This window comes from Lihuaxuella thermophila (assembly GCF_900110165.1).
Classification (GTDB): domain Bacteria; phylum Bacillota; class Bacilli; order Thermoactinomycetales; family Thermoactinomycetaceae; genus Lihuaxuella; species Lihuaxuella thermophila.
Map to the genome: position 1 here is coordinate 78,770 of NZ_FOCQ01000009.1, position 16,626 is coordinate 95,395.

Here is a 16,626-nt window from a genome sequence, read left to right on the forward strand (position 1 = left end):
GGCCGGGTCTTTTTTGATCCGGTCTTGCTCGGCAAAATGAAAGAGGAACCATGACCGTGTTACTCCTGCCCTTCATTGACATTGCTTGTCCCAGTTGGGATAATTATAGTCATGGTGTTCTTTGCAGTCTGAAGGAGGAGCGAGAGAATGAAGGTACGTAAAGGAAGGTTAGCCGTTTTTTCCTTCCTGGTGGTTGCCATACTCGCAATTGTTTGCACAACCACTGGAAATATATGGAACAATATTACCAAAGGACTGGACTTGCAAGGCGGATTCGAAGTCCTTTACCAGGCGGAACCTGGACAAAAAGTAAATGCGCAAATTATGAAAGATGCCGCCGCGGCCATTGAACGACGCGTCAACGTGTTGGGAGTGTCCGAACCCGAAATTACCGTGGAAGGAACCAACCGGATTCGCGTGCAATTAGCGGGAGTGCAGGATCAGAAAAAAGCGAGAGAACTGCTGGGAAAAGAGGCTCACCTTACTTTCCGCGACCCGACGGGGAAAAAAGTATTGATTGACGGAAAAGATTTGAAACAAAACGGCGCCAAAGTGGATTTTGATCCGCAAACCAACCAGCCGATCGTCACGCTGCAAATGAAAAATGCGGACAAATTGGCGGATGTGACGAGAAAATATCTGGGTCAACCGATGCCGATCTATCTGGATGAAAACCAGTTAAGCGCACCGGTCATCCAAAGTGTCATCACGGGTGGGGAGGCACAGATTACCGGACAACGGACGGTGGAAGAGGCGCAGGAATTGGCTGACCTCTTAAATGCGGGAGCCATCCCCGTCAAATTGGAGGAAAAATCGAGTTTTGCCGTTGATGCAAGCCTGGGAGCCGATTCGCTTCGGGAGAGTTTAATTGCCGGCCTGTATGCGGTGCTTGCCATTTTTATCTTTGTTATCGGTTACTACCGTTTGCCCGGATTGATCGCCGTCATCACGCTGATCGCTTATTCCTACTTGGTTCTGCTGACCTTTATGCTCATGGACGTCACGTTAACCCTTCCGGGAATCGCCGCCTTTATCCTCGGAATCGGGATGGCGGTAGATGCCAACATCATCATGAATGAACGGATCCGCGAAGAGCTGCGTGTGGGAAGAAGCATTCCGGCCGCAGTGAGAGCTGGTTCCAAGCGCTCTTTCCTGACCATCTTCGACAGTAATATCACCACCATCATCGCCGCTGCCGTTCTCTTCGCCTACGGAACATCCAGTGTGAAAGGATTTTCCGTATCGCTGGTCATCGGGATTATTGTCAGCTTTCTGACCGCTGTTGCTCTCTCCAGGATTTTGATCAACTTGTTAGTCCGATCCAACATTCTAAAAAGCCCCGGTCTCTTTAGCGTGAGAGAGGATGAGATCAGTGACCTATAAGATCGATTTTGTGGAGAATCGAAAAATTTACTTTATCATCACACTGGTCATCGTTGCTTTATCCGTCGGTTCCCTGCTCATCCAGGGATTGAATCTGGGGATCGATTTCGTCAGCGGAACCCGTTTGGATATCTCAATGGATAAACCGGTTGACTTGGCCAAAGCCAAGCAGGAGTTGGAAGGCCTCGGATATGAAAACCCCAATGCCCGGGTCGGGGGACCGAATAAAAATATCCTGATTTTTCGCTTGGATAAAGAGATCACCCTGCAGGAAAAAGAGAAAATTTCTCAGAAACTGGGAAGTGTATTCCATACCAAAGTCAATGTACAAGAACAGGTGGTCGATCCCATCATCGGCCGGGAGTTGGCGAAAAACGCGATCATCTCCGTGTTGATCGCTTCGATCGGGATCATCATCTATGTAACCCTTCGTTTTGAATACCGCTTTGCCGTTGCGGCCATTCTCGCCCTGTTTTATGATGCGATCTTTACGGTCGGAATGTTTTCCATTTTACAATTGGAAGTGGATATTGTATTTATTGCCGCGATCCTTACCATTGTGGGATACTCGGTGAACGATACCATTGTTATTTTTGACCGGATTCGCGAAAACTTGAACATCGTGAAACCGACCAAGTGGGAAGAACTTTCCAAAGTGGTCAATGACAGCATCCATCAGACATTAACCCGTTCGATCAATACCGTTTTGACCGTCGTGTTTGCCGCTTTTGCCCTCTGGCTGCTGGGGGGAGAAAGCATCAGCAATTTCTCATTGGCTCTTTTGTTCGGTTTGATCTCCGGAGCCTATTCTTCCATCTTTGTCGCCAGCCAAATCTGGGTAAGCTGGAAATGGCGTTCCATGCAAAAAGAAAAAGCAGGTGACAAATTGGCTGCTGAATAGTTTGTCGCCCATATACGTAAACTTTCATTTGAAGGCCGCGGATTTTCCGCGGCCCATCTTTTGGAGGTTGAGGGCATGAATGAGACACGGTTAAAAGAATTGCAGCGGGGAGCGTGGCTGGGGATTCTCGCCAATGCGGGTTTGGCCATTGTGAAAGGAGTGGCGGGTTACGTGTCAGGCAGCCGGGCGCTGATCGCCGATGCGGCCAATTCGGCTACGGATGTGGCCGGTTCTGTTGCGGTCCTGTTCGGGGTTCGCGTGGCTCATACCCCCCCGGATGAAGAGCATCCCTACGGGCACGGCAAAGCGGAAACCATCGCCGCCATTGTGGTGGCAGTGTTAATCGCCGGGGTGGGGCTGGAGGTGGGTTACAGTTCTTTTCGTGCATTTTTTGAGCCGGTAACAGCCCCGGGATGGATTGCGGCTGCGGCGGCCATCTTCTCCATGCTGACCAAGGAGATTTTATACCGCTATACATATCGTTTGGGAAAAAAGCTGGGCAGCGATGCGATCATTGCCAACGCCTGGGATCACCGGTCCGATGTATTTTCCACCCTGGCGGCGCTCTTGGGGATCCTGGGTGCGATTGCCGGAGAGTATTTCGATGTTCCATGGCTCATTTATTTAGATCCCCTCGCCGGTCTGGGTGTCTCTGTTTTCGTCCTGTACATGGCCTACCGACTGGCGGGAGAATCGATCCGCAATGCCATGGATCGGGTATTGGATGAAGAAGAATCAAAAGAATTATTGATAGCCGCTTCCCGGGTGGAGGGTGTCCAGAAGGTGGATGAACTGTTGGCCAGGCATCACGGCCATTATGTGATCGTCGATATCAAAATCGCGGTCGAACCCCGTATCACAGTCGAGGAGGGGCACCAGATCGGAAAGCGGGTCAAACAGGTGCTGATGGACACTTTTCCCCATGTATCCAATGTGCTGGTGCATGTCAATCCATATAGTCCCAACCCGGACTGATTTTGTTTTGGATGATGAGCCGTTCCTTCTTTGCTATAATGAAAAAGCGCAAAGTGAGGTGAACGGCTGATGTTGCGTTCCAAGACACGCTGGCAAGCGGCGGAGGTGGACCCGGATCTGTGCGGACAGTTGGCCGGGAAGCTGGAAATCCACCCGATCCTTGCCGGTATGCTGATACGGCGGGGAATTCAAAACCCTGAACAAGCGGAACGTTTTCTCTTTCCCAAGCTGGATGATCTTCACGATCCGTTTTTGCTGGACGGGATGCGGGAAGCCGTCGAGCGGATCCAAAGAGCCCTCGACCAAAAGGAGAAGATATTGATTTATGGCGATTATGACGCGGACGGCGTCAGCAGCACCAGTTTGTTGATGCACGTGTTTCGGGGGCTGGGGGCGGATGTAGATTATTATATTCCCCATCGCTTTCGCGAAGGTTACGGCATAAACAACGAGGCATTGCGGCTGGCTAAAGACCGGGGCTATCAACTGATTATTTCCGTCGATACGGGAATCAGCGCGGTGGAGGAAGCGCAGTTTGCCCGACAGATGGGGTTGGATCTGATTATCACTGATCACCATGAACCCCCGGAAATATTGCCGGATGCGCTGGCGGTCATTAACCCGAAAAAGCCGGGTTGCCCCTACCCCTTCGATATGCTGGCCGGAGTGGGAGTCGCATTTAAGCTGGCGACAGCCGTTTTGGGCAGGGTGCCCGAGGAGCTGCTGGAGATTGTCGCCCTTGGCACTATTGCCGATCTGGTGCCGTTAGTCGATGAAAACCGCATCTTTGCTACATATGGGTTAAAGCGGATGAATTTACGGGAGCATGTTGGCATCTCCGCCTTGCTTCAGACTGCCGGAATCGAACAGGAAGTGTCTGCCGGCCATGTCGGATTTGCGCTAGGACCGAGGATAAACGCGAGCGGCCGCCTGGACTCCGCCAATCTGGCGGTTGAGTTGATGATCACCACCGATACCGAGCAAGCGCTTGCGATGGCGGAAGAATTGGATCACATGAACCGCGAGCGGCAGCAATTGGTGGAAGAGATGACAGAAGAGGCCGTCCATGAAGTGGAATCCCAGCCGGAGCGGCACCGCTATGTCATCGTCGTGGCGAAACCCGGATGGAATGTGGGCGTGGTTGGGATCGTCGCCTCGCGCTTGGTGGAAAAATATTACCGCCCTGTGCTCGTGCTGGGCATCGATGAAGAAAAAGGGATGGCGAAAGGTTCTGCCCGCAGTATTCCCGGCTTTGATATATACAAAGCGTTGACGGCATGTCAGGACTTGCTTCCCCACTACGGCGGTCACTCGATGGCAGCGGGGATGACTTTGCCCGCCGGAGATTTGTCCCGATTGCATGACCGGCTGACCCGGCTGGCAAAAGAGTGGCTCACACCGGAAGATTACATTCCCCTGTCGGTGGCGGACGGCGAATTAACTCTTGACAACGTGGACCCGGTGTTGATCGATCAGTTACAATCCTTGGCTCCGTACGGGATGGGCAACCCGACACCTCTGTTTATTGTCCGCGGTGCACGGGTGAATCGTGTACAGTTGATGGGACAGCAAAGCAATCATCTGAAGCTGTACCTGGAGTCCGGGCAAAGACAATTGGAAGCGGTCGGCTTCCGGCTGGGCGGCCTGGCTGAAGAAATGACGCCGCATGCCCAGGTGGAACTGCTCGGCGAACTGCAGATGAACGAATGGAACGGTAAATGCACCCCGCAGCTGTTGATCCGCGATATGGCCATTCCCCATCTGCAAATCTTTGATTGGCGAAGCAATCGTGTACAGCCGGAACGGTTGGCGGCGATCGATGAACATGGTCTCTTCATTTGCACAAAATCGTCTGTAGAGCAGCCGATCATCCGGGAAAAAGCGCCCGAACGAATAGCGATCTGGGAAGACTTACCCGAAAACGGCTGGGAGCAGGCGAAAACAGCCAAACATGTGATCTTCGTCGATCCTCCTCCGTCGCTGGAATTATTTTGCCGGGGACTTCAGTTTTGCCGGGAAGCGGAACGCCTCTATTTTATTTTCGGTGATGCTCCCTTTGATGATATGCTGGTCAAAGCCCCGAGCCGGGATCAATTTAAAGTTTTGTACCAAACCCTCAGAGGAAAAGGGCCCATTTCCATATCGAAACATATGCCGGCTTTAATGCGGAAAACGGGATTGCAAAAACGAGTGCTTTCCTTTATGATTCAAGTGTTTGAAGAATTGGGGTTTTTAAGGATCGAACAGGATTGGATTCATGTCAATCCGGATCCTGTGAAAAGAGCGTTGACGGAATCGGCATTATATCAGCGCCAGCTTGCCGGAGAGCAAGTGCTGCAAAAACTGGTGTACTCATCTTATCGGGAATTATGCGATTATTTATATGCCCATATGGCTGTTAAATGGAACATAGGAGGAAAAAGTGATGGACTTCAAAGAGAAGATTCGGGTGATTCCAGACTTTCCGCAACCGGGGATTCGTTTTAAGGACATTACCACCCTGTTGAAAGACGGGGCGGCGTACAAAAAGGCGATCGATGAATTGGTGGGTTATCTGAAAGACAAGGAGATCGATCTGGTGGTCGGCCCCGAAGCGCGCGGCTTTGTCGTGGGAGCTCCGCTTGCCTACGCACTGGGAGTAGGGTTTGTCCCGGTACGAAAGTCCGGCAAATTGCCAGCGGAAACCATTGAAACAAGTTACAGTTTGGAATACGGGAAGGATGCCCTGGCGATGCACAAAGACGCCATCCAGGCGGGCCAAAAAGTGCTGATCGCCGATGATCTCCTGGCTACCGGGGGCACGATTTCGGCTACCCTCGATCTGGTGAAACAATTAGGGGGAGAACCGGTGGCAGCTGCTTTTCTCATCGAGTTGTCGTACTTGAACGGCCGCGAAAAATTGAAAGATCTGGAAATCATCTCGCTGGTTCAATATTAAAGTCCGGTTACCATCCTTTCGTATAACCTTCCTCCCTTTACACAATCTATAGACAAACCTGGTAAAAGGGAGGAAATACGGATGGATTTATCACGTGCAAACCAGATTGTGGAATCACCGGAAAAGGTAAAGGTTTTTCACCAGGGGGTTCCGGTCTGGATCGAAGCGGTTGATGATGGGAACCAAACGGCTTGGGTATATCCCGAAAACAATCCGGACGACCATAAGAAAGTTCCGGTCAGGGAGCTGGAGGAACAGAGATAATCATCCACCGTTGAAGAGGTACTCGCATTCGGGTATCTCTTTTTTCTTTGCTCATTGTCCAACCTGCCGCTTTATTGCCTGACAGAATCCATCCAATTTCCTTCCAATCGAATTTCTCGGATGAAAACGTTGGTTGTTCTATCTTTTTCGAGCGAGAAAACCCTTAGCTTTAGCTACAGATGAGAGCGAGCGTCGGGCGAGGGAGGGGTGATTTTATCGCTCTGGCAAACATGACTATCTTTTGCACTTTTATTTGTTTTTGATTAGGGATCTTGAATCTCTCTGATGTTTGTTTCCACGTTATACGTGTCATTCCCGAATTTCCTGTAAAAACACCAAATGACTTGAGTGGACCGATTGGCGGCAAAATCGGCCGATGCTCCCTTCGCCCCTTTTTGGGTAATCAGTTTGACAATCAAACAGCTTCAAGGTAAAATGTATGTACAGTATGAAGGCTACGATAGATTATCAATATAACTACAAAGAAAATTGTATTAGCACTTGGGATAATGATCCATTGTTCCAGTGAAAATACAATCAGAGGCTTTGTAGTTAGATTGAAAATAAATCGGTATACAATATAACTATAGGTTGTTATATTGTATACCGATTTATTGTTAGGAGAGAGACTATGACAAAGGGCCAATTAGAAGCAGAAATCAGCAAAGCATTGACGCGATGGGAAAAGGAGTATCTGGGTCGCGGATCAGTTATGGTAAAGACCGATATCCTTCGGGACATGGTAGTTGTTACCTTGAAGGGAATATTAACTCCTTCTGAATATAAATTATGTGAAACAACAGAAGGAAGATCGTCCATAAAGAGAATTCGTTCTGATTTGGTGGAATCAGGTCGGGATGAATTAGATAAAATCATTAGGGACCTAACTGGTGAAGAAGTAATCACATTTCATACGGATATCAGCACAAAAACCGGGGAACGAATTATGGTCTTTAGATTAGCTGCTAATTTAGAGAAAAAGCTTATGTCTTAATAAAAAGGGAGATCTTCCAAAAAACCTTATATGGTTAGTTGGAGATAACCCGACAACTTTCAGTATTGAGGCTTTCATGCCGATCAATTCTGAAAATTGTCGGGTTTTTTATTGGAAATATTCATTCAGACACACGTCTTAAATATTTTGTAGGAGGTTCCGATGTTAGTTTTGTTAGATTCTCTGCCAATATTCACAGCTTTTTCTGTATCGCTTGCTGTCTGTATACTTAGCGCATTATTTTTCTTACATCCACGGGTTCCCCTGGGATTTATTCGTCTTCATATGGGAATCATTACTTTACCCGTATTGATTGCCTTGTTTGCACTTATCACTACTGATGCAAGTACTGTTATTGGCCCTTGGCGTTTAGATTCTCTGGCTTGGTTGATGGTTTTGTTTGTTCTTACGATAGGTTTAGTAGTGCAGCGTTATTCCGTACGCTACTTACTTGGTGATCGCTCTTATCGAAAATATTTCGTACTATTGACATTCACGACAGGTGCTGCTTCATTTACTTGGCTAAGCAATGATCTTCGTTGGCTCCTGGTTTGGTGGGGCCTCACACTCCTTGGGCTACTGTTGCTCATAGGCTTAAACAGAGAGTGGAAAGTGGCTAGAGTCTCGGCTATATTTTCTGGTCGCCTGTTTATATTCAGTTGGCTTGCTTTGTTGGTAGCGGTCCTCTGGCTTTCGCAAGCTACAGGGCACTGGCAGTTATCCCTTATGATGGTCAACGATCGCTTGGCGCAAATCAGTTCATGGGAGCGAACCGGGATCAACCTGCTGTTGGTATTAGCAGTGATCATTCCAGCCGCACAATGGCCTTTTCAACGCTGGTTTTTGAATTCCGTGGTTGCTCCGACGCCCGTTTCTGCTGTTATGCATGCGGGTTTGGTGAATGCTGGAGGAATTATGCTGACTCGATTCGCTCCTCTGTTTAGCGGTGATTTAGCCCAGATCGTTTTGGTTATTCTTTCCGGTCTATCAATCCTCCTGGGGACCGGAATCATTCTGGTTCAAGTTGACTACAAGCGCCAGTTAGTTGGCTCTACGATTGCTCAGATGGGGTTCATGCTCATCCAATGTGCATTGGGTGCTTATTTAGCGGCAATTATTCATCTCGTGTTCCATGGTTTATTTAAAGCAACCCTTTTCTTACAGGCTGGCTCAGCGGTACGTCGCTACGAGCCGACGTCTCGACCGATTCAATTATCGTCATTATTATGGCTCATCGTCGGGAGTGCTTTAGGCCTCTTCGTGGTGGTTTATTTTTGGCTAACGGCTCCTGAAATCGGTTATCAATTGATTAGTGCTCTCATTTTGGGTTATTCACTGTTTTTTGCCTGGACACAACTGGTGGCTTTTGGATACGGACTCATTGGGCGTATTGCGGGATTTTTCCTGTTGGGAGGAGCAGGAATGGTGTTCAGCATGATTCATGCTGCCTTCTATGATTTGTTACATGAAACGATTTACCAGGTTGTTCAACCGCCTACGCTAGCGGTCATTTTGGTCATGGTCATCCTGCTGTCTGGTAGTGCTTTAGGTGTATGGTTAACTCGTAATCGTTCTTCCGCTTCCTTCGCTATTCTTTATTTATGGCTGGTACGATTGAGTGAGCCTCATTCTGATTCGGTCGAAAGTCATCCAAACTATCTTGCACGATATCTGTACTGGGGAGGGAATCGGCGATGACTGTAACATCTTCATTACCCGAAAAATTAAATTTGCAAAAGGAAAAGTTGACTCAGGATGTCCCTCACCTTGATATTGACGATCTTGTTAAGTCGGCCAGCCGTGTGATTGCACCCCTTTGGCCTATCTCAACATTTGCCGCACGTAATCCCTGGATGGGACTTGAAGGACAAACATTTGAACAGATCGCACGCTGGCTCAAAGATACCCGTGATGTAGATATCTATCCCTGTGCCTCCTTGATCCATGCCGCACAGCAGCGCGGTGAGATTGATGGGGATTTTCTGGAAATGGCGCTTCAACGTTGGCTTGATGTACAGTCTATTGATCTGCCGCTAGGGGTAGCAGAACGATTCTGTCGGGCTGCACTGAAGCTGGATGAGTTACCTTCCACTCTATTGGAAGCACCTGAGTTGAAGATCTTGGCAGAAAAACTGAGTCCTTTAAAGCCGCAGAATCCCGAAAAACATCCATTGAAGCCACTAAGCCTGTGTTTGGAACAGCAAAGCAGTGAGAAGGTGGCCCATGCTCTGGATCATCACATCATCAAGTGGTGCAAATTGTTCTTGGATGAGTCCCAAGCAACCTGGTCACTTCCGAATCGTGAAGAGGGTTTTTATCGTGCATGGCGCCGACTGATCCAATATGATCCGGCGCTTAGTCACACACAACGACAACGGCTCAAAGATTGGCCGCAAGAAGCACATGCTGCTCTAAAGAGAGCATTGTCGGCTCTTGAAATCCCTCAGTCAGAGTTCCAGGACTATCTTGAGGCACATTTGCTTGCCTTGCCGGGATGGGCAGGAATGATGCTCTGGCGTTCGCAACAATCAACCCGAGAAAGCTCTCTTCTAACAGAATATTTGGCGGTTCGAATTTCGATGGAATGGACTTTAATCAAACCCCATCTGCGCTTGCTTAAGCAAAAATCTGAGGATAAATGTTCTCTTGTTCCGTTGATTGCGGCTTGGATTCATTGGGGTGACATGACCATCGAAGCTTGGGAAAAATTGTCTGTACCCGAACAAAAAGCACGCCTTACACTCGCCTGCCGTTTTGATGAGATCGTCCGGCGTCGGCTTTGGCTGGAAGCGTGGGAACAAACATACACAGATCAATTAATTGAGAAAGTCTCATCAAAACAACGGGTATCAGACCAGAAAAAACGGGCGTTAGCACAATTTGCATTCTGTATCGATGTGCGATCAGAGCCTTTTCGTCGCAAATTAGAAAAAGCAGGTCCCTTTGAGACGTATGGAATTGCCGGTTTTTTCGGATTGCCAATAAAGACATGCGAACTTGGCAGTAAACATGCTCATTCTTCCTTGCCGGTGATCCTCAAACCGCAATATCAAGTAAATGAAACTTCGCCTGAGTTTAAACTCCAATCATATCAACAACGTCGCCAGACGGTAAATTCACTTAGCTACACGTTTAAAATGATGAAACAAAACTTGCTTGCCAGCCTAATGTTGCCGGAGGTAAGTGGACCTTGGCTCTGCTTGCAGATGTTGGGGCGCAGCTTTGTTCCACGCAGTGCAGGTCATATCATCCAAAAACTTCGAGAAGCATGGCTGCGAAAACCTTCCACAGAACTCTCGCTCGACCGCGAGTACCATTTGGAAACAGAGTTGCCGGTTGGTTTTAGTGAGGAAGAGAAGGTTCATTATGTACGACAAGCTCTGAAAATGATGGGACTCACAAATCATTTCGCCCCATTAGTGGTTATTTGTGGGCATGGAAGTCACAGTACGAACAATCCCTATGCTGCTGCACTGGACTGTGGTGCTTGTGGGGGGGCATCCGGCGGATTCAATGCGAGAGTTTTAGCTGCTTTGTGTAATCTCCCAAAGATCAGGGAGGTCCTCGCAACTGAGGGGATTTCGATTCCGGAAGACACGGTTTTCGTAGCCGCTGAGCATATCACAACACTTGATGAATTGCGTTGGATCTATGTTCCTAAGCTATCAGACGCGGCTCAAGAAGCATTTCAACATATCCAGACCATATTGCCGAAAGTTAGTAATGATGCAAATGGTGAGCGATTATCGCAATTGCCCAATCTGGGCTTTCGTTCCAAAAATCCGAGGGCCGAGGCACAACGTCTTGCGGAAGATTGGAGTGAGGTACGTCCAGAATGGGGGCTGGCGCGTAACGCCGCGTTTATCATCGGCCACCGCCGGCTGACCCAGGAGTGCGATCTTGAGGGGAGAGTTTTTCTGCACAGCTATGACTGGCAGAAAGATAAAGACGGAACTCTGCTTTCCAACATTATTGCCGGGCCGGTGACAGTTGCTCAATGGATCAACCTCCAGTATTACGCGTCTACCGTTGCACCTCATTATTATGGTAGTGGGAATAAAGCAACCCAAACAGTTACCGGAGGTATTGGCGTCATGCAGGGGAACGCCAGTGACTTGTTAGCTGGACTGCCCTGGCAGTCCGTGATGCGATCGGATCAGGAAGTCTATCATACTCCTCTTCGTTTGCTGGTGGTAATCCAGGCACCACAGGAGTATGTGGAACGATTGTTGGATCATGACCCCGCGTTTCGCCGGAAAGTTCAAAACGGATGGCTTCGACTGGCGAACATCGATCCGGAAGGATACTGGAAGATCTGGTCATAAGGTCATAGGCTAAAAACGGGTCGCGATGGCACTGCTCATGCCGCTTGCTTACGGAACGGTGGGGTTATTCGTGGGCAGCCTATGCGGGTTGTCGACCGGAGCAACCGCGTGGATGGGTGTGCTTGGTGCGACCCATCCTATATCGCGGCCCCAGCCGCCTTAACGCATTCCGTTCCTGAAGCGAATCCATTTATTTAGGCATGTCGCTTGGCATAACATTCCCCTTGGGTAATCTCCCGCAACCAGGGTTGAGATTCATCGCCGTGGAACTCACGGTCTGAGCTTGGAAGTAACTCAAGAGAAAGGTGCCGGAAAAAATGATCGAAACAAAGCGGTTGCAGTTTCGCCCCTATCAATGGACGGATCTGGACTTTCTTGCATCCCTGTGGGCGAATCCCGATGTGGTGCGATATATCGGCAATGGAAAAACCAAAAATATAGAGGAGATCCGGGCCTTATTCCCGGCATGGGTGAAGAGAAGCCAATCCGGATTCGGATTGCAAGTGGCTGTTCTCAAAGAGTCGGGAGAGCCGATCGGACATGCGGGACTGATTCGGCAGGAAGTGGATGGAAAACATGAATGGGAGATCGGTTACTGGTTGGCAAAAAAATACTGGGGTCAGGGTTTTGCTACCGAAGCTGCGCTTGGATTTCGCGATCATGCTGTTCAGCAATTGGGAATCAGCAGGGTGATTTCCATCATTCAACCTGCTAACCATGCTTCGATCCACGTGGCTCAAAAAATCGGGATGGTGAAAGAAAAGGAGACGATCTTCCGCTCCGTTCCGGTTCTGATTTATTCTCTCGAGACATCCTCAAAAACAAGCACGCAATCGCGTCCGTGAGAATTCCAGCCATTCAGCAGGGATATTTGGAATAACATTCCTCCAGTGACGCAACCTATAGACAAACAGCCTGAAAAGGAGGAAGAAGCAAATGGACATATCTCGGGCGAAGGAGATCTTGCAATCACCGGAAAGGGTGGAAGTGAAGTACCGGGGAGTTCCCGTCTGGATCCAATATATCGATGAAACTGCCGAAAAGGCTCTGGTGTACCCGGAGGGGAGCCCGGATGAAGAAAAGATCGTGCCTGTCTGGGATCTGGACGAAAGATAGATCGGGTGAAACCCCGCTTTTTTCTTTGTTGTCAACATTTCCGTATTGACCCGTGCTCGGTAGCCGCAGAAAAATGATTCCCCTTAAAGCAAAAAGGGATCCCGACTTCGCGTTTGGCGGGATCTCTTATCTGTTTTTGAACCTTTATCCATTCATCCGCCTGGTTGTTTACAGGTAAAACCTTACCGCCGGACGGGAAGTGGTTTTGAAAAAATGGGTTTGATTTGTTATACTACAATCTGTTGCATAACAGAAGGTGTTATAATATAATATAAGTACAACACCCCTTTCTTTTGGAGGAGATTCCGGTGAACACCCAACCTCAAGAATTGAACGAAACTCACCATTGCGAGCTGTGCGGAGCCGAGTTGAAAGCACCAGAGACAGACACCCGGCCTGCCAATGATGATCTGGTTCTGAAATATATATTGAAACATTACGAGTAATAAAAATATTGATAGTTGTCGGTGCCATCCGGGAGGAACGTCATGTCGTTGAGGGTGAATCCATTGAAGGAAAGAAGCGCCGTGCGACAGTGATTTAAGCTACTCCCGAATCAAAAGGGCCGTTTTTGTTTTCTTCCGGGCTGAAGAGCACCCAATCCAACACGGCCGACCGAACCGACTCACAGAAAAAAATACGGCTCTTGCTTTGTTGTCGTATACACAAAGTAAGAGCCGTATTTTATATGACAACTTCCCGTCATGTGGCTCAAATCTCTTTAAACACCCCGTCAGGGTGATGGTTTATCCACGGTTCATCCGGTAGTGGAACTCTGGATTCAAATTGAGTGGAAGAGAACACGGTTTGCTTTACAGAGAGTGACCTCATTTCATATGAAGAAATGAAAACTGGATTCCGGGTGATCCCGTCTGCTTCATTTCTCCTTTTTCCCCTCTTTGGTAAGCAACTCGACCTGTTTGGGAGTCAGTTTGATCCGTTTGCCATTGATCACCCAAATCACCGTGAGTTGATCCATCCCGCATTCTCCTTTCTGTTTCATCCTCCTTCCCATAATAAATCAGCATGATTAAGTTTCCTTATGCATTTGGTGCTGTTTTTGTAAAATATATATTTTTTGTCATTCTTGCCATCCATCTTGCAGAGATGATCTTGCCTTCAGCCGGGATCCGGTGTGCTAAGTGATGAACGAGCGTGATATATTGAAAGAGGGGAGTTGTCAATCTTCGGTCTAAATGGTTCATAATTAAAGATAATAATAGATGGACACAAAGAGAAAGGCAGGTGAGCGAACCGTGTCCAAAATTCGGGTATCACGAAAGCTGTTTGCCAGATATCGCAGTATCCAGGCTGCTATTTCCGATGCCCCTGCCGGCAGTGTAATTGAAATAGAGCCCGGTATATATAAAGAAGATGTATGGATCGACCGGTACATAGAACTGATTGGGGCGGGACCCAAGGAAGAAATTATCATTCAGGGAGTAAAACAGCCGACCATTGAGATGGGGGCTGATTATGCGGTCGTTAAAAACGTGACCTTACAACAGGCGAAACGAAACCAATCGCCAGTGGTTCTTGCCGGCCGCGGTTCATTGGTTTTAGACGGCTGCGATGTATTTGCCGGGTCCGGTCCGGGTGTTTCAGTGATCGGTAACTCCGCTGAACCTGTTTTCAGAAGGTGCCGTTTTTTCAGCGGCAAAAACGTGGCCGTTTTAAACAGGAGCCGGGGAAAAGTATTATTTGAAGACTGCCATCTTTCCAGCGACAGCGATATTGCCGTCATCTTTATTGCCGATGGGAACCCCGTTGTTCGCCGTTCCACGATTACCGGTAACCCGGGCTACGGGATCTTTGTCGATGAACACGGGGAAGGAACGTTCGAAGAGTGCAATGTGTTCGGGTTTAATTACAGCCCTGCGGTGGGGATTGACGGGGGAAATCCCTATTTTTACCGTTGCAGGATTCACGACGGCGGGGAGAGCGGGATCGTCATTCATCGTGGAAAAGGTGTCTTTCAAGAGTGCACGTTGTTTGGTTTTGAGAAAGAGCTGCCTGCGGTTCGTGTTTGTAATCGTTCCCAACCCCGTTTTCAGTATTGCACCATCAAAAATTGCAAGGGTGGCGCATTTTTGTTTGAAAATGAAGGAAGCGGACTCGTCGAGAATTGTGATCTGTTCGGTTTTATTCATGCTCCCGCCATCATCATTCGCACGGAAGCCCACCCTCAGATCTTGCGTACGCGTATCCACGACGGAAACCGTGAAGCCGTTGTGAGCACGGACCATGGCAAAGGATTGATGGAAAGCTGTGAGCTGTACGGCTTTAACGGGAATATCGTTTCCGTCACTCACTCGGGTAAGATGGATGTTCTCCGCTGCAAAGTGTATAACGGGAATGAACACGGGATCTACATGGCGCAAAAAGCGGAGGGGATTATTCAGGATACAGAAATTTCCCGTTTTCCGAGAAAAGCAGCGGTTCATATCCGGCAGGCGGCCGATCCTTCGTTTGTTCATTGCCGGATTCATGACAGTCGGCTGGGAGTGGAAATCATCGAAAATGGCCGTGGCACGTTTGAACAGTGTCTGTTTCGGGGATTGGAGAAGGTCTGGGAGATTCATGAGAGCCACCCGGCCATTCGCAACTGCAAAGATGAACATGAACAAGGATTGGAACTGCCAGACAAGCCTTATGAATTCATGTTGAGCAAACCGCTTTCCGACTTGTTCCGTGAATTGGATGACGTGATCGGACAACAACAGGTGAAGGAAGCGCTTCGTGAAGCAGTGCTTTATCTCGATTATCTGCAGGATCGCAAACGGATGGGTTTCAAGACAAACGAACCATTGAACATTCACGCCTTATTCACGGGTCCATCCGATTCCGGCCAGCTGCAAATCGCAGATATTTATGGCCGCGTGATGCGTGAGATGGGTTTTCTGGCCAAGGGACATGTAGTCGTGGCCGGGGTATCCGATTTGATCGATCCAGATCCCGCTCAGACGGAACGAAACATCCGCTCGTTCGCCCGGCAGGCACAAGGGGGCATCTTGTATCTGCACGGGCTTCACACCCTTGACACCGGTCCGTGGCCGGCACCTTCGGCGCACATGCTTTTTTCCCTGTTGGAACAGCTGCTGGAACAAGAGGGATCTGAATTTGCCCTCATCGTTGCAGGTCCCGACCAAGAGATGAACCATTGGTTACAAGCCCACTCCCGGATCGCGGATCAACTGCAGAATCGTTATGTATTTACCGATTATTCTCCGGAGGATCTGGCGCAGATTTTTGCCAGCGCAGCCAAAGAGGAAGATTATACCATACATCCGGCTGCTTCTCCGGTTCTCCTCAGAGAGATGAGAAGGTTATGGAATAAACTTGACACAAAAAGCAAAGCGGAGCGTGTACGCGAGTACTTGCAAAAAGTGAAAGCCCATCACAGCCGCAGGTGCTCGAGGCTTCCCAAACAGGAACGAACCATGGAGGTGTTAACCACTTTTTTGCCTGAAGACCTCATGGTGAAGGAGAAATCGGACGTCCAGCCGGACGATGTTTCGTGGTTGAAAGAGCTGGGCGACCATTAGTTTAATTACTGCTGAAAAAGAAGCATCATCCAATCCCCGGATGGTGTTTCTTTTTCATCCGTCTATTGTTTTCTACCACGCCGTCTTCGCCGGGCACTCACTTGACCGGGAACGGTTGGTGAAAGAACAGGAGATTCGTGGCGACAGGTGAATGTGTTCAAATTGACGGATGGTTTTTATTTGAT

Annotated in this window: 13 protein-coding genes; all 13 read left to right on the plus strand. The window is 48.7% G+C overall.

The window, feature by feature from the left end:
* Positions 1–147 precede the first annotated feature (147 nt).
* On the plus strand, positions 148–1,383 hold the full coding sequence (secD, locus tag BMW55_RS19440; RefSeq protein ID WP_170839898.1) for a protein translocase subunit SecD: 1,236 nt from the start codon (positions 148–150) through the stop codon (positions 1,381–1,383).
* Positions 1,373–2,284: a protein translocase subunit SecF gene (gene secF, locus BMW55_RS19445; RefSeq protein ID WP_170839899.1), complete on the plus strand. Its 912-nt coding sequence runs from the start codon at positions 1,373–1,375 to the stop codon at positions 2,282–2,284. The genes secD and secF overlap by 11 nt, the downstream gene beginning before the upstream one ends.
* Positions 2,285–2,359: 75 nt before the next feature.
* A complete protein-coding gene (locus BMW55_RS11530; RefSeq protein WP_089969284.1) occupies positions 2,360–3,259 on the plus strand; it encodes a cation diffusion facilitator family transporter in 900 nt (299 codons plus the stop codon).
* 69 nt (positions 3,260–3,328) lie between these two features.
* Complete coding sequence (gene recJ / locus BMW55_RS11535; protein WP_089969287.1) at positions 3,329–5,746, plus strand: single-stranded-DNA-specific exonuclease RecJ; 2,418 nt, start codon at positions 3,329–3,331, stop codon at positions 5,744–5,746.
* Entirely contained in the window at positions 5,685–6,197 is a 513-nt protein-coding gene (locus tag BMW55_RS11540; protein ID WP_089969290.1) for an adenine phosphoribosyltransferase, read from the plus strand. Before recJ ends, BMW55_RS11540 begins: the two co-directional genes overlap by 62 nt.
* An 81-nt stretch (positions 6,198–6,278) precedes the next feature.
* Positions 6,279–6,461 carry an H-type small acid-soluble spore protein gene (locus tag BMW55_RS11545; RefSeq protein ID WP_089969294.1) on the plus strand — a complete coding sequence of 61 codons (183 nt, stop codon included), beginning with the start codon at positions 6,279–6,281 and terminating at the stop codon, positions 6,459–6,461.
* A gap of 631 nt (positions 6,462–7,092) precedes the next feature.
* The gene (locus BMW55_RS11550; protein WP_089969297.1) at positions 7,093–7,455 is read left to right on the plus strand and encodes a Na-translocating system protein MpsC family protein; all 363 of its coding nucleotides are present in this window, start codon (positions 7,093–7,095) and stop codon (positions 7,453–7,455) included.
* Between the two features lie 162 nt (positions 7,456–7,617).
* On the plus strand, positions 7,618–9,153 hold the full coding sequence (locus BMW55_RS11555; protein ID WP_089969300.1) for an NADH dehydrogenase subunit 5: 1,536 nt from the start codon (positions 7,618–7,620) through the stop codon (positions 9,151–9,153).
* The gene (locus BMW55_RS11560; protein ID WP_089969302.1) at positions 9,150–11,780 is read left to right on the plus strand and encodes a DUF2309 domain-containing protein; all 2,631 of its coding nucleotides are present in this window, start codon (positions 9,150–9,152) and stop codon (positions 11,778–11,780) included. Before BMW55_RS11555 ends, BMW55_RS11560 begins: the two co-directional genes overlap by 4 nt.
* 317 nt (positions 11,781–12,097) lie before the next feature.
* The gene (locus BMW55_RS11565; protein ID WP_089969445.1) at positions 12,098–12,625 is read left to right on the plus strand and encodes a GNAT family N-acetyltransferase; all 528 of its coding nucleotides are present in this window, start codon (positions 12,098–12,100) and stop codon (positions 12,623–12,625) included.
* A 91-nt stretch (positions 12,626–12,716) separates the two neighbouring features.
* Positions 12,717–12,896: an H-type small acid-soluble spore protein gene (locus tag BMW55_RS11570; protein ID WP_089969305.1), complete on the plus strand. Its 180-nt coding sequence runs from the start codon at positions 12,717–12,719 to the stop codon at positions 12,894–12,896.
* Between the two features lie 308 nt (positions 12,897–13,204).
* Positions 13,205–13,342 carry a hypothetical protein gene (locus BMW55_RS19450; protein WP_170839900.1) on the plus strand — a complete coding sequence of 46 codons (138 nt, stop codon included), beginning with the start codon at positions 13,205–13,207 and terminating at the stop codon, positions 13,340–13,342.
* An 810-nt stretch (positions 13,343–14,152) separates the two neighbouring features.
* The gene (locus BMW55_RS11575) at positions 14,153–16,441 is read left to right on the plus strand and encodes a right-handed parallel beta-helix repeat-containing protein (RefSeq protein ID WP_170839901.1); all 2,289 of its coding nucleotides are present in this window, start codon (positions 14,153–14,155) and stop codon (positions 16,439–16,441) included.
* Positions 16,442–16,626: the final 185 nt, after the last annotated feature.

Coding starts and splice junctions, on each gene's coding strand:
- secD (WP_170839898.1), top strand. CDS start 148: ATGAAGGTACGTAAAGGAAGGTTAGCCGTTTTTTCCTTCCTGGTGGTT.
- BMW55_RS11530 (WP_089969284.1), top strand. CDS start 2,360: ATGAATGAGACACGGTTAAAAGAATTGCAGCGGGGAGCGTGGCTGGGG.
- recJ (WP_089969287.1), top strand. CDS start 3,329: ATGTTGCGTTCCAAGACACGCTGGCAAGCGGCGGAGGTGGACCCGGAT.
- BMW55_RS11540 (WP_089969290.1), top strand. CDS start 5,685: ATGGACTTCAAAGAGAAGATTCGGGTGATTCCAGACTTTCCGCAACCG.
- BMW55_RS11545 (WP_089969294.1), top strand. CDS start 6,279: ATGGATTTATCACGTGCAAACCAGATTGTGGAATCACCGGAAAAGGTA.
- BMW55_RS11550 (WP_089969297.1), top strand. CDS start 7,093: ATGACAAAGGGCCAATTAGAAGCAGAAATCAGCAAAGCATTGACGCGA.
- BMW55_RS11555 (WP_089969300.1), top strand. CDS start 7,618: ATGTTAGTTTTGTTAGATTCTCTGCCAATATTCACAGCTTTTTCTGTA.
- BMW55_RS11560 (WP_089969302.1), top strand. CDS start 9,150: ATGACTGTAACATCTTCATTACCCGAAAAATTAAATTTGCAAAAGGAA.
- BMW55_RS11565 (WP_089969445.1), top strand. CDS start 12,098: ATGATCGAAACAAAGCGGTTGCAGTTTCGCCCCTATCAATGGACGGAT.
- BMW55_RS11570 (WP_089969305.1), top strand. CDS start 12,717: ATGGACATATCTCGGGCGAAGGAGATCTTGCAATCACCGGAAAGGGTG.